Here is a 13,997-nt window from a genome sequence, read left to right as displayed (position 1 = left end):
TCGGCGGCCAGGCGTCCGGAACGATGACAAAGTCCTTCCTCGGCCCTGCGTGCCCCGGCAAGGATCGCGGAATCATGCGGGTCGCAGGTGGTGCTGCGTGCCGTTTGCCATCGATTTGGGCAGGTCCCCGCCCGCCAGCTCCGGAAACCAGTCACGAAACCACTGCGACCAGGCTCCCCTGACCAAGTCGGCCCTGCCCGCTGAGTGGGAGTGGGCAGGCGCCCGTGCGGACCTCGCCCCCTGCCAAGAGCCCCGACCCTCACCCTGGCCGCCCCGAGACCACCGGGTAACTAAGGCAACCCTTGCCGGTCTCGCGGTACATATGTCCCGGTCTCGCGGTACATATGTCCCGGTCTCGCGGTAAGAAAGTGGGGGGTTAGGGGGAGGGCACTAGAATCCGGGGTGATGACGACTCCGCCTTCTGCCGTGACCGGCGTCAGCAGTCCGCTGCCGCCCTCTGCCGTCCCCTCCACGGTCTCCCGCACCCTCGTGCTGCCCCCGGACCTGGCCCCCGTGACCCTCCTGGGAGCGCATGACGAGGTGCTGCGCGCCATCGAGCGGGGCTTCAAGGACGTCAGCATCCACGTGCGCGGCGACTCCCTGACCGCCACCGGCCCCAGCGAGCGCGTGGACATGGTCATCCAGCTGGCCGCCGAGCTCGTGGACGTCGCCCGCTCCGGCACGCCCCTGAGCGCCGACGCCGTGCAGCGGGCCATCAGCCTGCTGGACACCGCCACCCGGCCCACCGAGGTCCTGGGGGAGGACGTCTTCTCCGGGCACGGCAAGTCGGTGCGCGCCAAGTCCCTCGGCCAGAAGGCCTACGTGGACGCCATCGAGGACTCCACCATCACCTTCGGCATCGGCCCGGCGGGCACCGGCAAGACCTACCTGGCCATGGCCAAGGCGGTGGCGGCCTTGGAGCGGCGGCAGGTCTCCCGCATCATCCTGACCCGCCCCGCCGTGGAGGCCGGGGAGAACCTGGGCTTCCTGCCCGGCACCCTCACCGACAAGATAGACCCCTACCTGCGGCCCCTGTACGACGCCCTGCACGACATGCTCGAGCCCGAGGCCCTGCCCAAGCTCATGGCCGCCGGCACCATCGAGGTGGCCCCCCTGGCCTACATGCGTGGGCGCACCCTGAACGACGCCTTCATCATCCTGGACGAGGCCCAGAACACCAGCCCCGAGCAGATGAAGATGTTCCTGACCCGCCTGGGCTTCGGCTCCAAGATGGTGGTCACCGGGGACGTCTCCCAGATCGACCTGCCCGGGGGCCGCCCCTCCGGCCTGCTGGTGGTGCGCCGTATCCTGGACGGGGTGGAGGGCATAACCTTCTGCGAGCTGGGCAGCGCTGACGTGGTCCGTCACCGCCTGGTGGGCGACATCATCGACGCCTACGCCCAGTACGACGCCGAGCAGGCCACCCTGCAGGCCCAGCGACCCACCGCCGGCAGGCAGGCCGAGACCAGCCGCCCCGGCGCCCGCAGCGGCAACCGCCCGGGCCGCACCCCGCAAGGGTTCAGAGGAAGGAACCGCGCATGAGCATCGAGGTCAACAACGAGACCGAGGTCGCCGTCGACGGCGCCGAGTTCGTGGCCCTGGCCGAGCACGTGCTGGCCAATATGCACGTCAACCCGCGCGCCGAGCTCAACATCCTGTTCATCGACCCCGAGCCCATGGCCGACCTGCACCTGCGCTGGCTGGACCTGCCCGGGCCCACCGACGTCATGAGCTTCCCCATGGACGAGCTGCGCCCCGGCACCCCCGAGGCGGAGACCCCCGCAGGCACCCTGGGGGACGTGGTGCTCTGCCCGCAGGTGGCCGCCCAGCAGGCCCTGGCCGCCGGGCACAGCGCCGTGGAGGAGATGCTGCTGCTGACCACCCACGGCATCCTGCACCTGCTGGGCTACGACCACCAGGAGCCGGAGCAGGAGAAGGAGATGTTCGCCCTGCAGCGCCGTCTCCTGCTCACCTTCCTGGCCAACCGCTGAGGCCCGGCGCCCGTGAGCGGAACCCCTGTGCCCCTGCTGGTGGTGCTGGCCCTGGTGGCCCTGGCCCTGGGCGCGGTGCTCTCAGCGGCGGAGGCCGCCCTGGCCCGCACCACCCGCGCCGCCGCCGACGACCTGGTGGAGGCCGGGCGCCCCCGGGCGCGCACGGTGCGGGAGCTGGCGGAGCGTCGCGGCGAGGTGCTGGGTACCGTCAGCTCGGTGCGGGTGGCCGTGGACATGTGCGCCGCCGTCTGCCTGACCCTGGCGGTGTCCGGGGTGGTGCAGCGCTGGTGGCTGGTGCTGCTGGTCTCCCTGGGGCTCAACGCCCTGGTACTGGGGCTGCTCGTGGGCCTCTCGCCGCGCTCCGTGGGGCGCCGCAACCCGGACGCCACCCTGCTGGCCCTCGCGCCCCTGCTGACCCGGGTGGACGCCGTGGGCCGCCCCTGGCGCTGGTTCGACTCCCACTACGGGCACGCCTCCACCCTGACCGACGCCGAGGCCCGCGCGGAGGTCACCGAGGACCTGCGGGAGATGATTGACGAGATCGGGGAGGCCGACTCCATCGAGGAGGAGGACCGTGAGATGCTGCGCAGCGTCGTCGAGCTGGGGCAGACGCTGGTGCGGGAGGTGATGGTGCCCCGCACGGACATGGTCACCATAGACGCCACCAAGCCCGCCTCCAGCGCCCTGCGCCTGTTCATCCGCTCCGGCTACTCACGGGTGCCCGTGGTGGGTGAGGACACCGACGACGTACGCGGCATCCTCTACCTCAAGGACGTGCTGCGGCGCGTGGACGCCCACCCGGAGCACGCCTCCCTGCCGGTGTCCGGCTTCGTGCGGGAGGCCGTGTTCGTCCCGGAGATGAAGCTGGCTGACGACCTGCTGCGCGAGATGCAGACCACCCAGGTGCACATCGCCCTGGCCGTGGACGAGTACGGGGGGATCGCCGGGCTGGTGACCCTGGAGGACCTGCTGGAGGAGGTCGTGGGCGAGCTCACTGACGAGCACGACCGGGCCCTGCCCGAGCCCGAGGACCTGGGCGACGGCGTGTTCCGGGTGCCCACCCGCCTGCCTATCGACGAGCTCGGGGCGCTGTTCGACCTGGAGATCGACGACGACGACGTCGACTCCGCGGGCGGCCTGCTGACCAAGGCCATCGGGCGGGTGCCCTTGCCGGGTGCGGTGGGCGTGGTCCAGGGTGTGCGCCTAGAGGCGGAGGAGGGCAGCGGGCGGCGGCGCCAGGTGGCGAGCCTACTGGCCTCCCGCGCCCCCAAGCAGGAGGATGAGCACGATGACTGAGCAAGACCGCACCCCCCAGCCGGACCCCGCCGCCGACCCGCAGGACGCAGCCTCCCCGGCGGCTGACTCGCACGCTGCTGACGTACAGGACGCGGAGGCGCAGGCCGCGGGCCCTGGCCGCCCGGCGCCCCGCAGCCCCCGTTTTCCCACCGACGCCGAGCTCATGGCCGGACCCAACGCCCTGGAGGAGATGGAGGCTGAGGCGCTGGACGAGGACGGCGACGGCGGCGGCCGCGCGCACGACGTCGAGGACGGCGCTGCTGACGGCGCTGATGACTGTGATGAGGACGACGCCTGGGAGCCGGGGGACTGGGACTCCACCCGGGCCCCGGTGATCGTGCCCGCCGTCCCTGAGGGCTTCCGGGCCGGCTTCGCCTGCCTGGTGGGGCGTCCTAACGCTGGCAAGTCCACCCTGACCAACGCCATGGTCGGCCAGAAGGTGGCTATTACCTCGGGCCGCCCCCAGACCACCCGCCACAACGTGCGCGGCGTCATCCACCGGGAGCGGGCCCAGCTGGTGCTGGTGGACACCCCCGGCATGCACCGCCCCAGGACGCTGCTGGGCAAGCGCCTGAACGACCTGGTGCGCGAGACCCTCACCGAGGTGGACGTCGTCGCCTTCTGCATCCCCGCCAACGAGAAGATCGGCCCCGGTGACCGTTTTATCGCCCGCGACCTGGCGGACCTGCGCCGTCCGGTGGTGGCCGTGGTGACCAAGGCCGACACCGTCTCCCGGGAGGACCTGGCCAAGCAGCTGCTGGCCGTGGACGCCCTGGGGGACTGGGCCGACATCGTGCCGGTCTCCGCCAGGCGCGGCGACCAGGTGGACGTGCTGGAGGAGGTGCTCATGGGGCACCTGCCGCCCTCACCGCCCCTGTACCCCACCGGGGAGGTCACCGACGAGCCGCAGCAGGTCATGATCGGCGAGCTGGTGCGGGAGGCCGCCCTGGAAGGTGTGCGTGACGAGCTGCCGCACTCGCTGGCGGTCGTCGTCGATGAGTTGGTGGACCCGGCGGACAAGGAGACGGCGGGCTTCGTCAAGGGCGCGGGCAGGCGCCTGCAGGTACGGGTCAGCCTGTACGTGGAGCGCGACTCCCAGAAGGCCATCGTGATCGGCCGGGGCGGGGCCCGCCTCAAGGAGGTGGGGGTGCGCGCCCGCCAGGGCATCGAGCAGCTCCTGGGCCGCAAGGTCTACCTGGACCTGCACGTGCGCACCGCCAAGGACTGGCAGTCCGACCCCAAGGCCCTGTCCAAGCTGGGCTTCTAGGCGCCCTCCCCGGGGCTAGTGCGAGGGCGGGGCCGGGTGGCTTGGGTTCTGCCACCCGGCTGGTTGCTCTGCCGCTCTGCTAGTGGGTGCTCTGCGGCTCGGCTGGTTGCTCTGCCAGCGGGCGGGGGCTGGCGGTTGCCGGGGGCGCTACGGACGGGGTTCAGACTGCCGACGGCGTCCACACTGCGGGCCGCGCTGCCAGGCGGACGTGACCTGGACTACGGTCATTGCCATGCGAGTGACACGTAACCTCCTTCTTAGCCGCCGCGGCGGGGTCTGACCGGCCAGCACCCCGACCGTGGCAGACTCGTAGCGCTGGCCAAGCCCAGGCCCAAGCGCGCCACGCCGGGCGCCGCCCTGGGACACCCGCAGCACCCACAGGAGAACCCTTATGCGCACCGCCTTGCCCGCTCCCCAGCAGCCCTCCGGTATGCCCTTCAGCAAGTACCGGCCCTTCCGCGCGACCATGGACACGGACCTGCCGGACCGCACCTGGCCCTCCAGGCACCTGACGGCGGCCCCCCGCTGGCTGTCCACCGACCTGCGTGACGGCAACCAGTCCCTGATCGAGCCTATGGACGCCGCCGCCAAGCGCACGGTCTTCGACCTGCTGGTGCGCATCGGCTTCAAGGAGATCGAGGTGGGCTTCCCGGCCGCCTCCCAGACCGACTACGACTTTGTGCGCTCCCTGATCGAGGACGGCGCGATCCCGGAGGACGTCACCATCTCGGTCCTGACCCAGTCCCGGGAGGACCTGATCGACCGCACTATCGACTCCCTGGTGGGGGCGCCCCGGGCCACCGTGCACCTGTACAACGCCCTGTCGCCCCTGTTCCGGGAGGTCGTCTTCCGTATGGACCGCACCCAGGTGCGGGACCTGGCGGCTGACGGCACCCGCCTGGTGCTCGCCCGGGCCGAGAAGGTCCTGGGGGACGACACGGTGTTCGGCTACGAGTACTCCCCGGAGATCTTCGTGGACACGGAGCGTGAGTTCTCCCTGGAGGTGTGCTCCGCCGTCATGGACGTGTGGCAGCCGGAGGCGGACCGCGAGATCATCCTGAACCTGCCTGCCACCGTGGAGCGCTCCACCCCCAACGTCTACGCCGACCAGATCGAGTGGATGAGCCGCCACCTGCCCCACCGTGAGCACGTGTGCCTGTCCCTGCACAACCACAACGACCGTGGCTCGGGCGTGGCCGCCACCGAGCTGGGGCTGCTGGCGGGCGCCGACCGGGTGGAGGGCTGCCTGTTCGGGCACGGGGAGCGCACCGGCAACGTGGACCTGGTGACCCTGGCCCTGAACCTCTTCAGCCAGGGCATGGACCCCATGCTGGACCTCTCGGACCTGGACGAGCTGCGCCGCGTGGTGGAGCGGGCCACGCAGATGGACGTGCCGCCCCGCACCCCCTACTCCGGGGAGCTGGTCTACACCTCCTTCTCCGGCTCCCACCAGGACGCCATCAAGAAGGGCTTCGCGGCCCGTGCCACCGCCGTCGAGGCCCAGAAGGCCGCCGGGCTGGACGATGTCGCGGCGGAGTTGGCCGTGCCCTGGCAGATGCCCTACCTGCCTATCGACCCCCACGACGTGGGCCGCTCCTACGAGGCCGTGGTGCGGGTCAACTCCCAGTCCGGCAAGGGTGGGGTCTCCTACCTGCTGCGCCAGGCCCACAACCTGGACCTGCCGCGCCGCCTGCAGATCGAGTTCTCCCGCATCATCCAGCGCCACACGGACACCTACGGCGGGGAGGTCGCGGCGGCCACCCTGTGGAGCATCTTCACGGACGAGTACCTGCCCGCCAAGGCCGCGCCCGAGGCCGGGCTCCAGCGCTGGGGGAGGTTCTCCCTCAAGGGCGCCACCCTGACCTCCGCCGGTGACGGGGAGGAGTCGGTGCTCACGGTGACCCTGCGGGACCGGGAGGAGAAGAAGCTGCTGACGGCCTCCGGCTCCGGCCCCCTGGACGCCTTCGTCGCCGTGCTGGAGACGCAGGGCCTGAGCCTGCGGGTGCTGGACTACGCCGAGCACGCCCTGAGCACCGGGCGGGACGCCCGCGCCGCCGCCTACGTGGAGTGCGAGGTCGGGGGGCAGGTCCTGTGGGGGGTGGGTATCGACCCCTCTATCACTACCGCCTCCTTCAAGGCGGTCATCTCCGCCGTCAACCGGGCCCTGCGCTGATCCCGACGGCGCAGCCGCCAGGTGGTCTGGGGTCCTGCTGGTCCGGCGGGAGCAAGCCGGGGCTGCCGGGGCCGCGCGTCAGGCTGCTGAGGGCGGCGCCCAGGTGAGAGGATCGGGCCGTGCCCATTCCCCTCTACCGTGACGAGGCGCTGGTGCTGCGCACCTACAAGCTAGGTGAGGCCGATCGCATCATCGTGCTGCTGACCCGCGCCCACGGGCAGGTACGGGCCGTGGCCAAGGGGGTGCGGCGCACCACCTCGCGCTTCGGGGCGCGCCTGGAGCCCTTCACCATGGTGGACGTGCAGCTCCACCGGGGCCGCAGCCTGGACGTGGTCACCCAGGTGGAGACCATCACGCCCTTCGCCCGGACCATCGCCGCGGACTACAGCGCCTTCACCTGCGCTTCCACCATGGTGGAGACCGCCGAGCGCCTCACCGAGGACGACCCGGACCTGGACACCGCCGACACCCCCCAGCAGTTCCTCCTGCTGTACGGTGCCCTGCACGCCCTGGCGCGCCGTCGGCACGCCCCCGGGCTGGTGCTGGACTCCTACCTGCTGCGGGCCCTGGCCCTGGCAGGCTGGGCCCCCTCCTGCTTCGACTGCGCCCGCTGCGGCGCGCCCGGCCCCCACCTCAGCTTCCACGTGCAGGCCGGGGGCGCTGTGTGCGGCACCTGCCGCCCGGCTGGCAGCGTGGACGTGGACCCGGCCACGATGCTCCTGCTGGGGGCCCTGCTCTCCGGGGACTGGACGGTGGCCGACTCCTCCGCCCCCCGCGCCCGTGCCCAGGCCTCCAGCCTGGTCTCCGCCTACCTAACCTGGCACCTGGAGCGCCGCCTGCGCTCCCTGGCCCTAGTCGAAAGGTCCTGAATGGTCTCCCGTCCCACTGCCGCCCCCAAGGCGTACCAGGACCCGCCCGCCCACCCCTCCGGCGCCCGCCCGCCCGCCCTGGACCCGGCGGCGGTGCCCGCCCACGTGGCCGTGGTCATGGACGGCAACGGCCGCTGGGCCAACCGCCGGGGCCTGCCCCGCACCGAGGGGCACCGGGTGGGGGAGGCCACCCTGATGGACGTGGCCGCCGGGGCCGTGGAGATCGGGGTCAAGGAGCTCAGTGCCTACGCCTTCTCCACCGAGAACTGGAAGCGCTCACCCGCCGAGGTCCGCTTCATCATGGGCTTCGCCCGTGCCACCCTGCGCCGTCAGCGCGACGAGCTCAACGACTGGGGGGTGCGGGTGCGCTGGGTGGGGCGCACCCCACGGCTGTGGAAGTCCGTGCTCTCCGAGCTGCGTGCCGCCGAGGAGCTGACCGCCGGAAACACCCGCATGACCCTCAACATGTGCATCAACTACGGTGGGCGGGCGGAGATCGCCGACGCCGCCAGCGCCATCGCCGCCGACGTCGCCGCCGGGCGCCTGAAGGCCTCCGCCGTGAACGAGACCACCGTCTCCCGCTACCTGTACGCGCCGGGCATGCGCGACGTGGACCTGTTCATCCGTACCGGCGGCGAGCAGCGCACCAGCAACTTCCTCATGTGGGAGTCGGCCTACGCCGAGCTGTACTTCTCCGACCTGGCCTGGCCGGACTTCGACCGGCGTGAGCTGTGGAAGGCCTGCGCCGCCTACGCGGGCCGGGAGCGGCGCTTCGGCACCGCCGTGGACCGGGTGGCTGCCCCGGCGTCCCCAGCCGAGGGGACGGCGCAGGACTAGCCTTGCTCGAGCCGCCCCGGCAGACCGGACCAAGCGGCCTCGCCTGGGCCAGCCCGGCCAGCCTGGCTTGAGCGGGCCCGCTTGGGCCAGCCGCCAAGCCTGTCCTCAGCCGCCTGCGGCGGGCAGCGGGCGGCCCGCCCGGGTCTCCGCGAGCAGGTGCCGGACCACGGCCGGTCCGCCCCCGGCGCCTGCTGCCACCGCCCGCTGGCGCTCCGCCCCCGAGCCCAGCCGCAGCACCTCCAGGACGCTGCCCAGCTCCTCCAGGCAGCCCAGCGCGTCCGCCACCGGCTCCAGACGGCGCACCAGCTGCGCCAGGGACTCCCGCACCGGCACCGGCTCCGCGCCCCGCTGCTCCACCAGCAGCGCGTCCAGCCCGTAGCGGGCCGAGCGCCACTTGTTCGCGGCCAGCAGCCAGCGCGGCAGGCCGCGCAGCGGCTCTCCGGCGTCCAGCAGGCGCAGCGCCTCCTCCACCAGGCAGTGCGTCAGCGCCGCCACCGCCCCTACCTCCAGCAGGTTGGAGGAGGCGTCACAGGCCCGCACCTCGATGGTGCCCAGGCGGGGAGCAGGCCGCACGTCCCAGCGCAGCTCGTTGACCTCCCGCAGCGCACCGGCGCGCACCAGGTCATCCATCAGCTGCTCCAGCTCGCTCCAGGAGCCGATAGCTTCCGGCAGCCCCGCCGTCGGCAGCTGCTGGAACATCATGGCGCGGTTGTCCGCGTAGCCGGTGTCCTGCCCCGCCCAGAAGGGTGAGGAGACAGCCAGCGCCTGCAGGTGCCCGATGTATGTGCACAGGTGGTTGAGCACCGGTACCAGCCGGTCCACGTCATCTACCCCCACGTGCACGTGGGTGCCGTAGATCAGCATCTGGCGGCCCCAAGCGGCTGTGCGGCCCACCAGCTCACGGTAGCGCTCGCACTCAGTTATGGCCTGGGCTGCGGGGTCGGCGAAGGGGTGTACGCCCGCGCTGGTGACCTCCGCCCCGTGCTGGGCCAGGACCGGGCAGAGCAGCCCCAGGGCCTCATCCAGGTCCGCCAGGCACTGCCCCACCCGCTGGCGGGGCCGGGAGACCAGCTCGACCATGGCCTGGTGCATCTCCGGGACCACCAGCCCACCGGTACCACCTGCCTGGTCCAGCTGCTCCAGCGCCGCCGGGGCCACCGGCAGCAGCTCTCCGGTCAAGGGGGAGACCAGCTGCAGCTCCCACTCAACCCCGATGCTTGCCCTCGTGGAGGAGGCGAGCTCCAGCCTCACTTCTGTGCCTCCGCCTCTGCGGTGGCGCTGCGGCAAAGCTGGATGAAACGGGTGACCAGGCTGTTGGCCTCCCGCACGTCTGCGCTTTCGCAACGTTCCAGCACGGTGGACCGCTCACTGGCGGCGTAGTAGGTGTCCCCGTAGGCGGCAATTCGCAGACGCATCCCGGCGGTGGTGATCTCCGGGTGGAACTGGGTGCCGTACACGTGCCGCCCCCAACGGGCCATCTGTATGGGGCAGCGCTCCCCGGAGACCAGCAGCACGCCTCCGCCCGGCAGACCGCTGACTGACTCCGCGTGCCCCACGTAGGCCCGGAAGCGCTGCGGCAGCACGCTGGTCAGGGGGTCCTGGCGGCCCTCCTCGGTGAGGGCCAGCCAGGGGGCCTGCAGCTCCTCCCCGACGTCGTCGCGCAGGCTGCCGCCCAGCGCCAGCACGACCGCCTGCAGGCCGAAGCACAGGCCCAGGCTGGGCACGTCCTCCTCCACGAGCCGCTGGGCCAGGTGCAGTACCCGGCGGGACAGGTGCTGCTGCTCGGGGGAGGGTCGTCCGTGCCTGTTCAGGCTCAGGGGGGAGCCGGTGATGATGACCCCGGCGTAGGCCTGCAGGTCCAGGTCCTCCGGCTCGGGCGCCTGCGGGTCCAGCAGGTGCAGGCTCTCCAGGTCGTGCCGGGCGTGCAGGCCGCCAGCGGTCAGGATCATGCTCCTCTCGTCGTCGGCTATGGCACCTGGGGGGCGGCAGACGGCGAGCAGGAAGGGCCGGTTACGGGGGTGCAGGGGCGCGGGCTGCACCCTTGGGGCGGCGATCAGGTCTCCTTGGGGCTGCATTCTGGGCAGAGGCCGAAGAACTCCGCCGTGTGCTCCAGGCCGGTGAAGCCGGTCTCCGCGCTGACCTCCGCGATCCAGGCCTCCAGGGCCCCGCCGGAGACCTCCACGGTGCGGCCACAGTTGCGGCAGACCACGTGGTGGTGGTGGGTGGTGTCCCTGCAGCGCCGGTAGAGGGTCTCTCCCTCGGTGCTGCGCACCTGGTCCACCTCACCGGACTCGGCCATGCCCGCCAGCGTCCGGTAGACGGTCGCCAGGCCGATCTTGGTGCCCTCCTCGGCCAGGGCGGTGTGGATCTGCTGGGCCGAGCGGAACTCCTCGGTGCGCGCGAGGATGTCGGCGACGGCGGTGCGCTGGCGGGTGGTGCGGGGCCGCGACTGGGCCGACTGGTGGGTGCGGCTGTCGGGTCCGTGGTCGTGCGAGTGCGCCATGGTTGACATCATGCCACCTGGGGGTGGCTGCGCGGCGCCGGTAGCCCCCACAGAGGTCCCAGCGGGCAGGTAGCCCCACAAGGTCCTGCTGCGCCGGTAGCCCCCACAGAGGCCCCTGGGGCTGGGCGGTACTAGCGTCCGGCCTCGCCGTCGGGCTGGCTGCCGGAGCCGCGCAGGGCCGCCAGGAGCGTGCTGACCAGGGCCACCAGGGCGTAGCCCCCGACCAGCAGCAGCACGATCATGGCGCCGGGGGAGGCGCTCACGAAGTAGGTGACGGCCAGGCCGGTCACGCAGGAGACCACCCCGATCAGCATGGCTAGGTGCATGGTGCGGGAGAAGGAGTGGGTGACCAGCTGGGAGATCGCCACCGGCACGATCATGACGGCGGAGACCAGCAGGGCCCCGACCACCCGCATGGACACCGACACCGTCAAGGCCGCCACCACCGCCACGAGCACGTTCAGCACGCTGGCGGGCAGGCCGACGGCGCGGGCGAACTCCTCGTCGTGGGAGAGCGCGAACAGGGGGCCGCGCAGCCCCAGGCCGACCAGCAGTATCAGGGCCGCCAGCCCGGCGGTGAAGCCCACGTCCTGGGGGGAGACGGTGGAGATGGAGCCGAACAGGTAGGAGTTCAGGTTGGTGGTGGTGCCCCCGGCCAGGCCGATCAGGATCACGCCGCCGGCGATACCGCCGTAGAACAGGATCGCCAGGGCCACGTCACCACGGGTGCGGCCCTGGGCCCGGATCACCTCGATCAGCACTGCCCCCAGCACCGAGACGACCATCGCGGCAGGCAGGGCCAGGGCGTCACGGGGCGTGGTGTTGGCGGCGGACCCGGCCAGCCAGCCCAGGGCCACGCCGGTCAGGGCGATGTGCCCGATACCGTCACCCAGCAGGGCCAGTCCCCGCTGGACCAGGTAGGTGCCCACCACGGGTGTGGCCAGGCCCACCAGGACGGCGACGACGAAGGCCCGCTGCATCAGCGGGCTGGACAGCATCTCGGCGATGGCCTCGCTCATGCTCAGTCCTCCTGGAGCCGGGGTCGGGTGGACAGGGTGGGGGCGTGGTGCGGCACGGGGCTGGGGCCCAGGTGGGGGTGCTGGCCGCCCAGGGACTCGTCCAGGGCGCGCCGGTGCTGCTCGGTGACCACCTCCTTGCTGGGGCCGTCCAGGAGCACGCGTCCCTGGTCCAGCAGGACCGCTCGGTCCACCACCTCGGCCAGCGCCCCGAGCTCGTGGAGCACGGTCACCAGGGTCAGGCCCTCTGCCCGCAGCTGTTGCAGGATCGTGGCCAGGGTCTGCTGGGAGCTGCGGTCTATACCGGCCAGCGGCTCGTCCAGCAGCAGCAGCTCGGGCCTGCGGACCAGTGCCCGGGCGATCAGCACCCGCTGGGCCTGGCCGCCGGAGAGGACCTGCACGTGGTCCTGGGCCCGGTGGGCCAGACCTACCGCCTCCAGGGCCTCCAGGGCGCGGGCGCTGGCCTGCCGCCCCCGGTCCGCGAAGGGCCGACGGGGTCCCAGCAGCCCGGAGCGCACCACCTCCAGGGCGGTGGCGGGCACCCCGGAGCTGGCGCCGATGCGCTGGGGGACGTAGCCGACCCGCTCCCAGGGCACCTGCCTGCGGCGTCGTAGGTCCACCCCGAATAGCTCGGCACGCCCCTGGCTGAGGGGCACCAGGCCCAGGCAGGCCCGCATGGTGGTGGACTTGCCGGAGCCGTTGGCGCCCAGCAGGGCCACGGACTCGCCCGCCTCCACGCGCAGGTCCACGCCTGACAGGACCAGGCTGGAGCCCAGCACGACGCTGGCCTCCTGCAGGTGGACCAGGGTGCTGGCGGAAGCGACGTCGGTGGGTGCGCCGGTCACTGGCAGGCCAGGGCGGTCTTGAGGGCGCTGAGGTTGGCCTCCATGGCGGCGGGGTAGTCGCCTGCCTGGGGGCGGACCTCCATGGGGGAGAGCACCGCGGTGGTCACGCCGGTCTCCTGGGCGACTACCTGGGCGGTCTTCTCGGAGACGCGCTCCTCGGTGAAGATCGTGGTGGTGCCGGTCTCCTGGACCACCTTCTTGACCTTGGCCAGGTCGGCGGGGCTGGGCTCGGACTCGGGGTCCACGCCGGAGATGGAGGTCTGGCTGAGGTTGTAGCGCTCTGCCAGGTAGCCGAAGGCCGCGTGGTTGGTGACGATCGTGCGCCGCTCGCAGGTCTGCAGGCCGGTGGAGTAGCTGGCGTCAAGGTGGTTGAGCTGCTCGGTGACGGCGGCCAGTCCGGCCTGGTAGTCGGCGGCGTGCTCCGGGTCGGCCTGGGTCAGCGCGGCTGCGACGGCCTGGGCGGCCAGCACCATGCGCTGCGGGTCCAGCCAGAAGTGCGGGTCGGTGGCCGCGTGGTCGTGGTCAGCGGCGTCAGTGTGTCCGTGCTCGTGCTCGTGGCCAGCGGCGTCATTGTGTCCGTGCTCGTGCTCGTGCTCGTGGTCGGCGTGGTCGTGGCCAGCGGCGTCAGTGTGTCCGTGCTCGTGCTCGTGCTCGGCGTGGTCGTGCGTGTTGTGGCCGCCCGCGTGGCTGACCAGGTTCACGCTGCCGGACAGGTCCACGACGGTGGGGCCGGAGACCTTCTCCACGGCCTCGTCCAGGGAGCCCTGGAAGCCCTTGACGTAGGTGATGAGGTCCGCCTTGCCCAGGTCCGAGACCTCCTTGGGGGACAGCTCGTAGTCGTGCGGCTCGACGTCACCGGGGGTTACGGAGGTGACCTGCACGTGCTCGCCCCCGATACCCTCCACCAGGTACTGGATGGGGTAGAAGGAGACCGAGACGTCCAGCCGGCCTGAGCCCTTGGTGGCGGTGGTGCCGCAGGCGGTCAGGGACAGGGCCAGGCAGACGGCGCCCAGGGCCGTCAGGCTGCGCGTGAGCGAGGCACGGCGGGAGCTGGTGACGTTCATGGGACTCATTCTCATGGTTGGGACCGGGCTAATCAATCAGCGCTGCTGATGTGTGTGTCGCACCGCCCTTAGCCAGGCCTTATACTGCGGCAGCCGGATCCCAGCCGTGTCCACCCTGCCTACGTCCCTCCCTGCT

At 72.0% G+C, this 13,997-nt stretch carries 13 protein-coding genes; 7 read left to right on the top strand and 6 right to left on the bottom strand.

Annotated features, from left to right (window positions below):
- Positions 1–405: 405 nt before the first annotated feature.
- The 7 genes from JG540_RS06145 (at position 406) to JG540_RS06115 (ending at position 8,433) form a co-directional block, all read left to right on the top strand.
- On the top strand, positions 406–1,542 hold the full coding sequence (locus JG540_RS06145) for a PhoH family protein (RefSeq protein WP_200274768.1): 1,137 nt from the start codon (positions 406–408) through the stop codon (positions 1,540–1,542).
- A complete protein-coding gene (gene ybeY / locus JG540_RS06140) occupies positions 1,539–1,991 on the top strand; it encodes an rRNA maturation RNase YbeY (protein ID WP_200274767.1) in 453 nt (150 codons plus the stop codon). The genes JG540_RS06145 and ybeY overlap by 4 nt, the downstream gene beginning before the upstream one ends.
- Positions 1,992–2,003: 12 nt before the next feature.
- Entirely contained in the window at positions 2,004–3,287 is a 1,284-nt protein-coding gene (locus tag JG540_RS06135; protein WP_200274766.1) for a hemolysin family protein, read from the top strand.
- The gene (gene era / locus JG540_RS06130) at positions 3,280–4,554 is read left to right on the top strand and encodes a GTPase Era (RefSeq protein WP_200274765.1); all 1,275 of its coding nucleotides are present in this window, start codon (positions 3,280–3,282) and stop codon (positions 4,552–4,554) included. The genes JG540_RS06135 and era overlap by 8 nt, the downstream gene beginning before the upstream one ends.
- Before the next feature lie 391 nt (positions 4,555–4,945).
- Positions 4,946–6,727 (top strand): 2-isopropylmalate synthase, encoded by a 1,782-nt coding sequence (leuA, locus tag JG540_RS06125; protein WP_200274764.1) that lies wholly within the window; start codon positions 4,946–4,948, stop codon positions 6,725–6,727.
- 125 nt (positions 6,728–6,852) lie between these two features.
- Entirely contained in the window at positions 6,853–7,596 is a 744-nt protein-coding gene (gene recO / locus JG540_RS06120; RefSeq protein ID WP_407648355.1) for a DNA repair protein RecO, read from the top strand.
- Complete coding sequence (locus JG540_RS06115) at positions 7,597–8,433, top strand: isoprenyl transferase (RefSeq protein WP_200274762.1); 837 nt, start codon at positions 7,597–7,599, stop codon at positions 8,431–8,433. It begins immediately after the preceding gene.
- Positions 8,434–8,538: 105 nt separating this feature from the next.
- Here the strand turns inward: JG540_RS06115 and JG540_RS06110 are convergent, their stop codons facing one another.
- The 6 genes from JG540_RS06110 to JG540_RS06085 all read right to left on the bottom strand — a co-directional run bounded on the left by JG540_RS06110 (position 8,539) and on the right by JG540_RS06085 (position 13,861).
- The gene (locus JG540_RS06110; protein WP_200274761.1) at positions 8,539–9,684 is read right to left on the bottom strand and encodes a carboxylate-amine ligase; all 1,146 of its coding nucleotides are present in this window, start codon (positions 9,682–9,684) and stop codon (positions 8,539–8,541) included.
- Complete coding sequence (locus tag JG540_RS06105; RefSeq protein WP_234042708.1) at positions 9,681–10,382, bottom strand: glutamine amidotransferase-related protein; 702 nt, start codon at positions 10,380–10,382, stop codon at positions 9,681–9,683. Before JG540_RS06105 ends, JG540_RS06110 begins: the two co-directional genes overlap by 4 nt.
- A gap of 104 nt (positions 10,383–10,486) precedes the next feature.
- The gene (locus JG540_RS06100) at positions 10,487–10,936 is read right to left on the bottom strand and encodes a Fur family transcriptional regulator (RefSeq protein WP_200274759.1); all 450 of its coding nucleotides are present in this window, start codon (positions 10,934–10,936) and stop codon (positions 10,487–10,489) included.
- 131 nt (positions 10,937–11,067) lie between these two features.
- Positions 11,068–11,955 carry a metal ABC transporter permease gene (locus tag JG540_RS06095; RefSeq protein WP_200274758.1) on the bottom strand — a complete coding sequence of 296 codons (888 nt, stop codon included), beginning with the start codon at positions 11,953–11,955 and terminating at the stop codon, positions 11,068–11,070.
- Between the two features lie 2 nt (positions 11,956–11,957).
- Complete coding sequence (locus JG540_RS06090) at positions 11,958–12,803, bottom strand: metal ABC transporter ATP-binding protein (protein ID WP_200278180.1); 846 nt, start codon at positions 12,801–12,803, stop codon at positions 11,958–11,960.
- The gene (locus JG540_RS06085) at positions 12,794–13,861 is read right to left on the bottom strand and encodes a metal ABC transporter substrate-binding protein (protein WP_234042706.1); all 1,068 of its coding nucleotides are present in this window, start codon (positions 13,859–13,861) and stop codon (positions 12,794–12,796) included. Before JG540_RS06085 ends, JG540_RS06090 begins: the two co-directional genes overlap by 10 nt.
- Positions 13,862–13,997: the final 136 nt, after the last annotated feature.

This window comes from Actinomyces weissii (assembly GCF_016598775.1).
In the GTDB taxonomy this organism is placed as follows: Bacteria; Actinomycetota; Actinomycetes; order Actinomycetales; family Actinomycetaceae; genus Actinomyces; species Actinomyces weissii.
The sequence above is the reverse complement of the archived record's forward strand: the minus strand, read 5'-3'. Positions and strand labels throughout refer to the sequence as shown.

Bases quoted from the DNA above. Each gene is read 5' to 3' on its own strand.
- JG540_RS06085 (WP_234042706.1), bottom strand. From the start codon at position 13,861: ATGAACGTCACCAGCTCCCGCCGTGCCTCGCTCACGCGCAGCCTGACG.
- leuA (WP_200274764.1), top strand. From the start codon at position 4,946: ATGCGCACCGCCTTGCCCGCTCCCCAGCAGCCCTCCGGTATGCCCTTC.
- ybeY (WP_200274767.1), top strand. From the start codon at position 1,539: ATGAGCATCGAGGTCAACAACGAGACCGAGGTCGCCGTCGACGGCGCC.
- JG540_RS06115 (WP_200274762.1), top strand. From the start codon at position 7,597: ATGGTCTCCCGTCCCACTGCCGCCCCCAAGGCGTACCAGGACCCGCCC.
- JG540_RS06105 (WP_234042708.1), bottom strand. From the start codon at position 10,382: ATGATCCTGACCGCTGGCGGCCTGCACGCCCGGCACGACCTGGAGAGC.
- JG540_RS06095 (WP_200274758.1), bottom strand. From the start codon at position 11,955: ATGAGCGAGGCCATCGCCGAGATGCTGTCCAGCCCGCTGATGCAGCGG.
- JG540_RS06145 (WP_200274768.1), top strand. From the start codon at position 406: ATGACGACTCCGCCTTCTGCCGTGACCGGCGTCAGCAGTCCGCTGCCG.
- era (WP_200274765.1), top strand. From the start codon at position 3,280: ATGACTGAGCAAGACCGCACCCCCCAGCCGGACCCCGCCGCCGACCCG.
- JG540_RS06100 (WP_200274759.1), bottom strand. From the start codon at position 10,936: ATGGCGCACTCGCACGACCACGGACCCGACAGCCGCACCCACCAGTCG.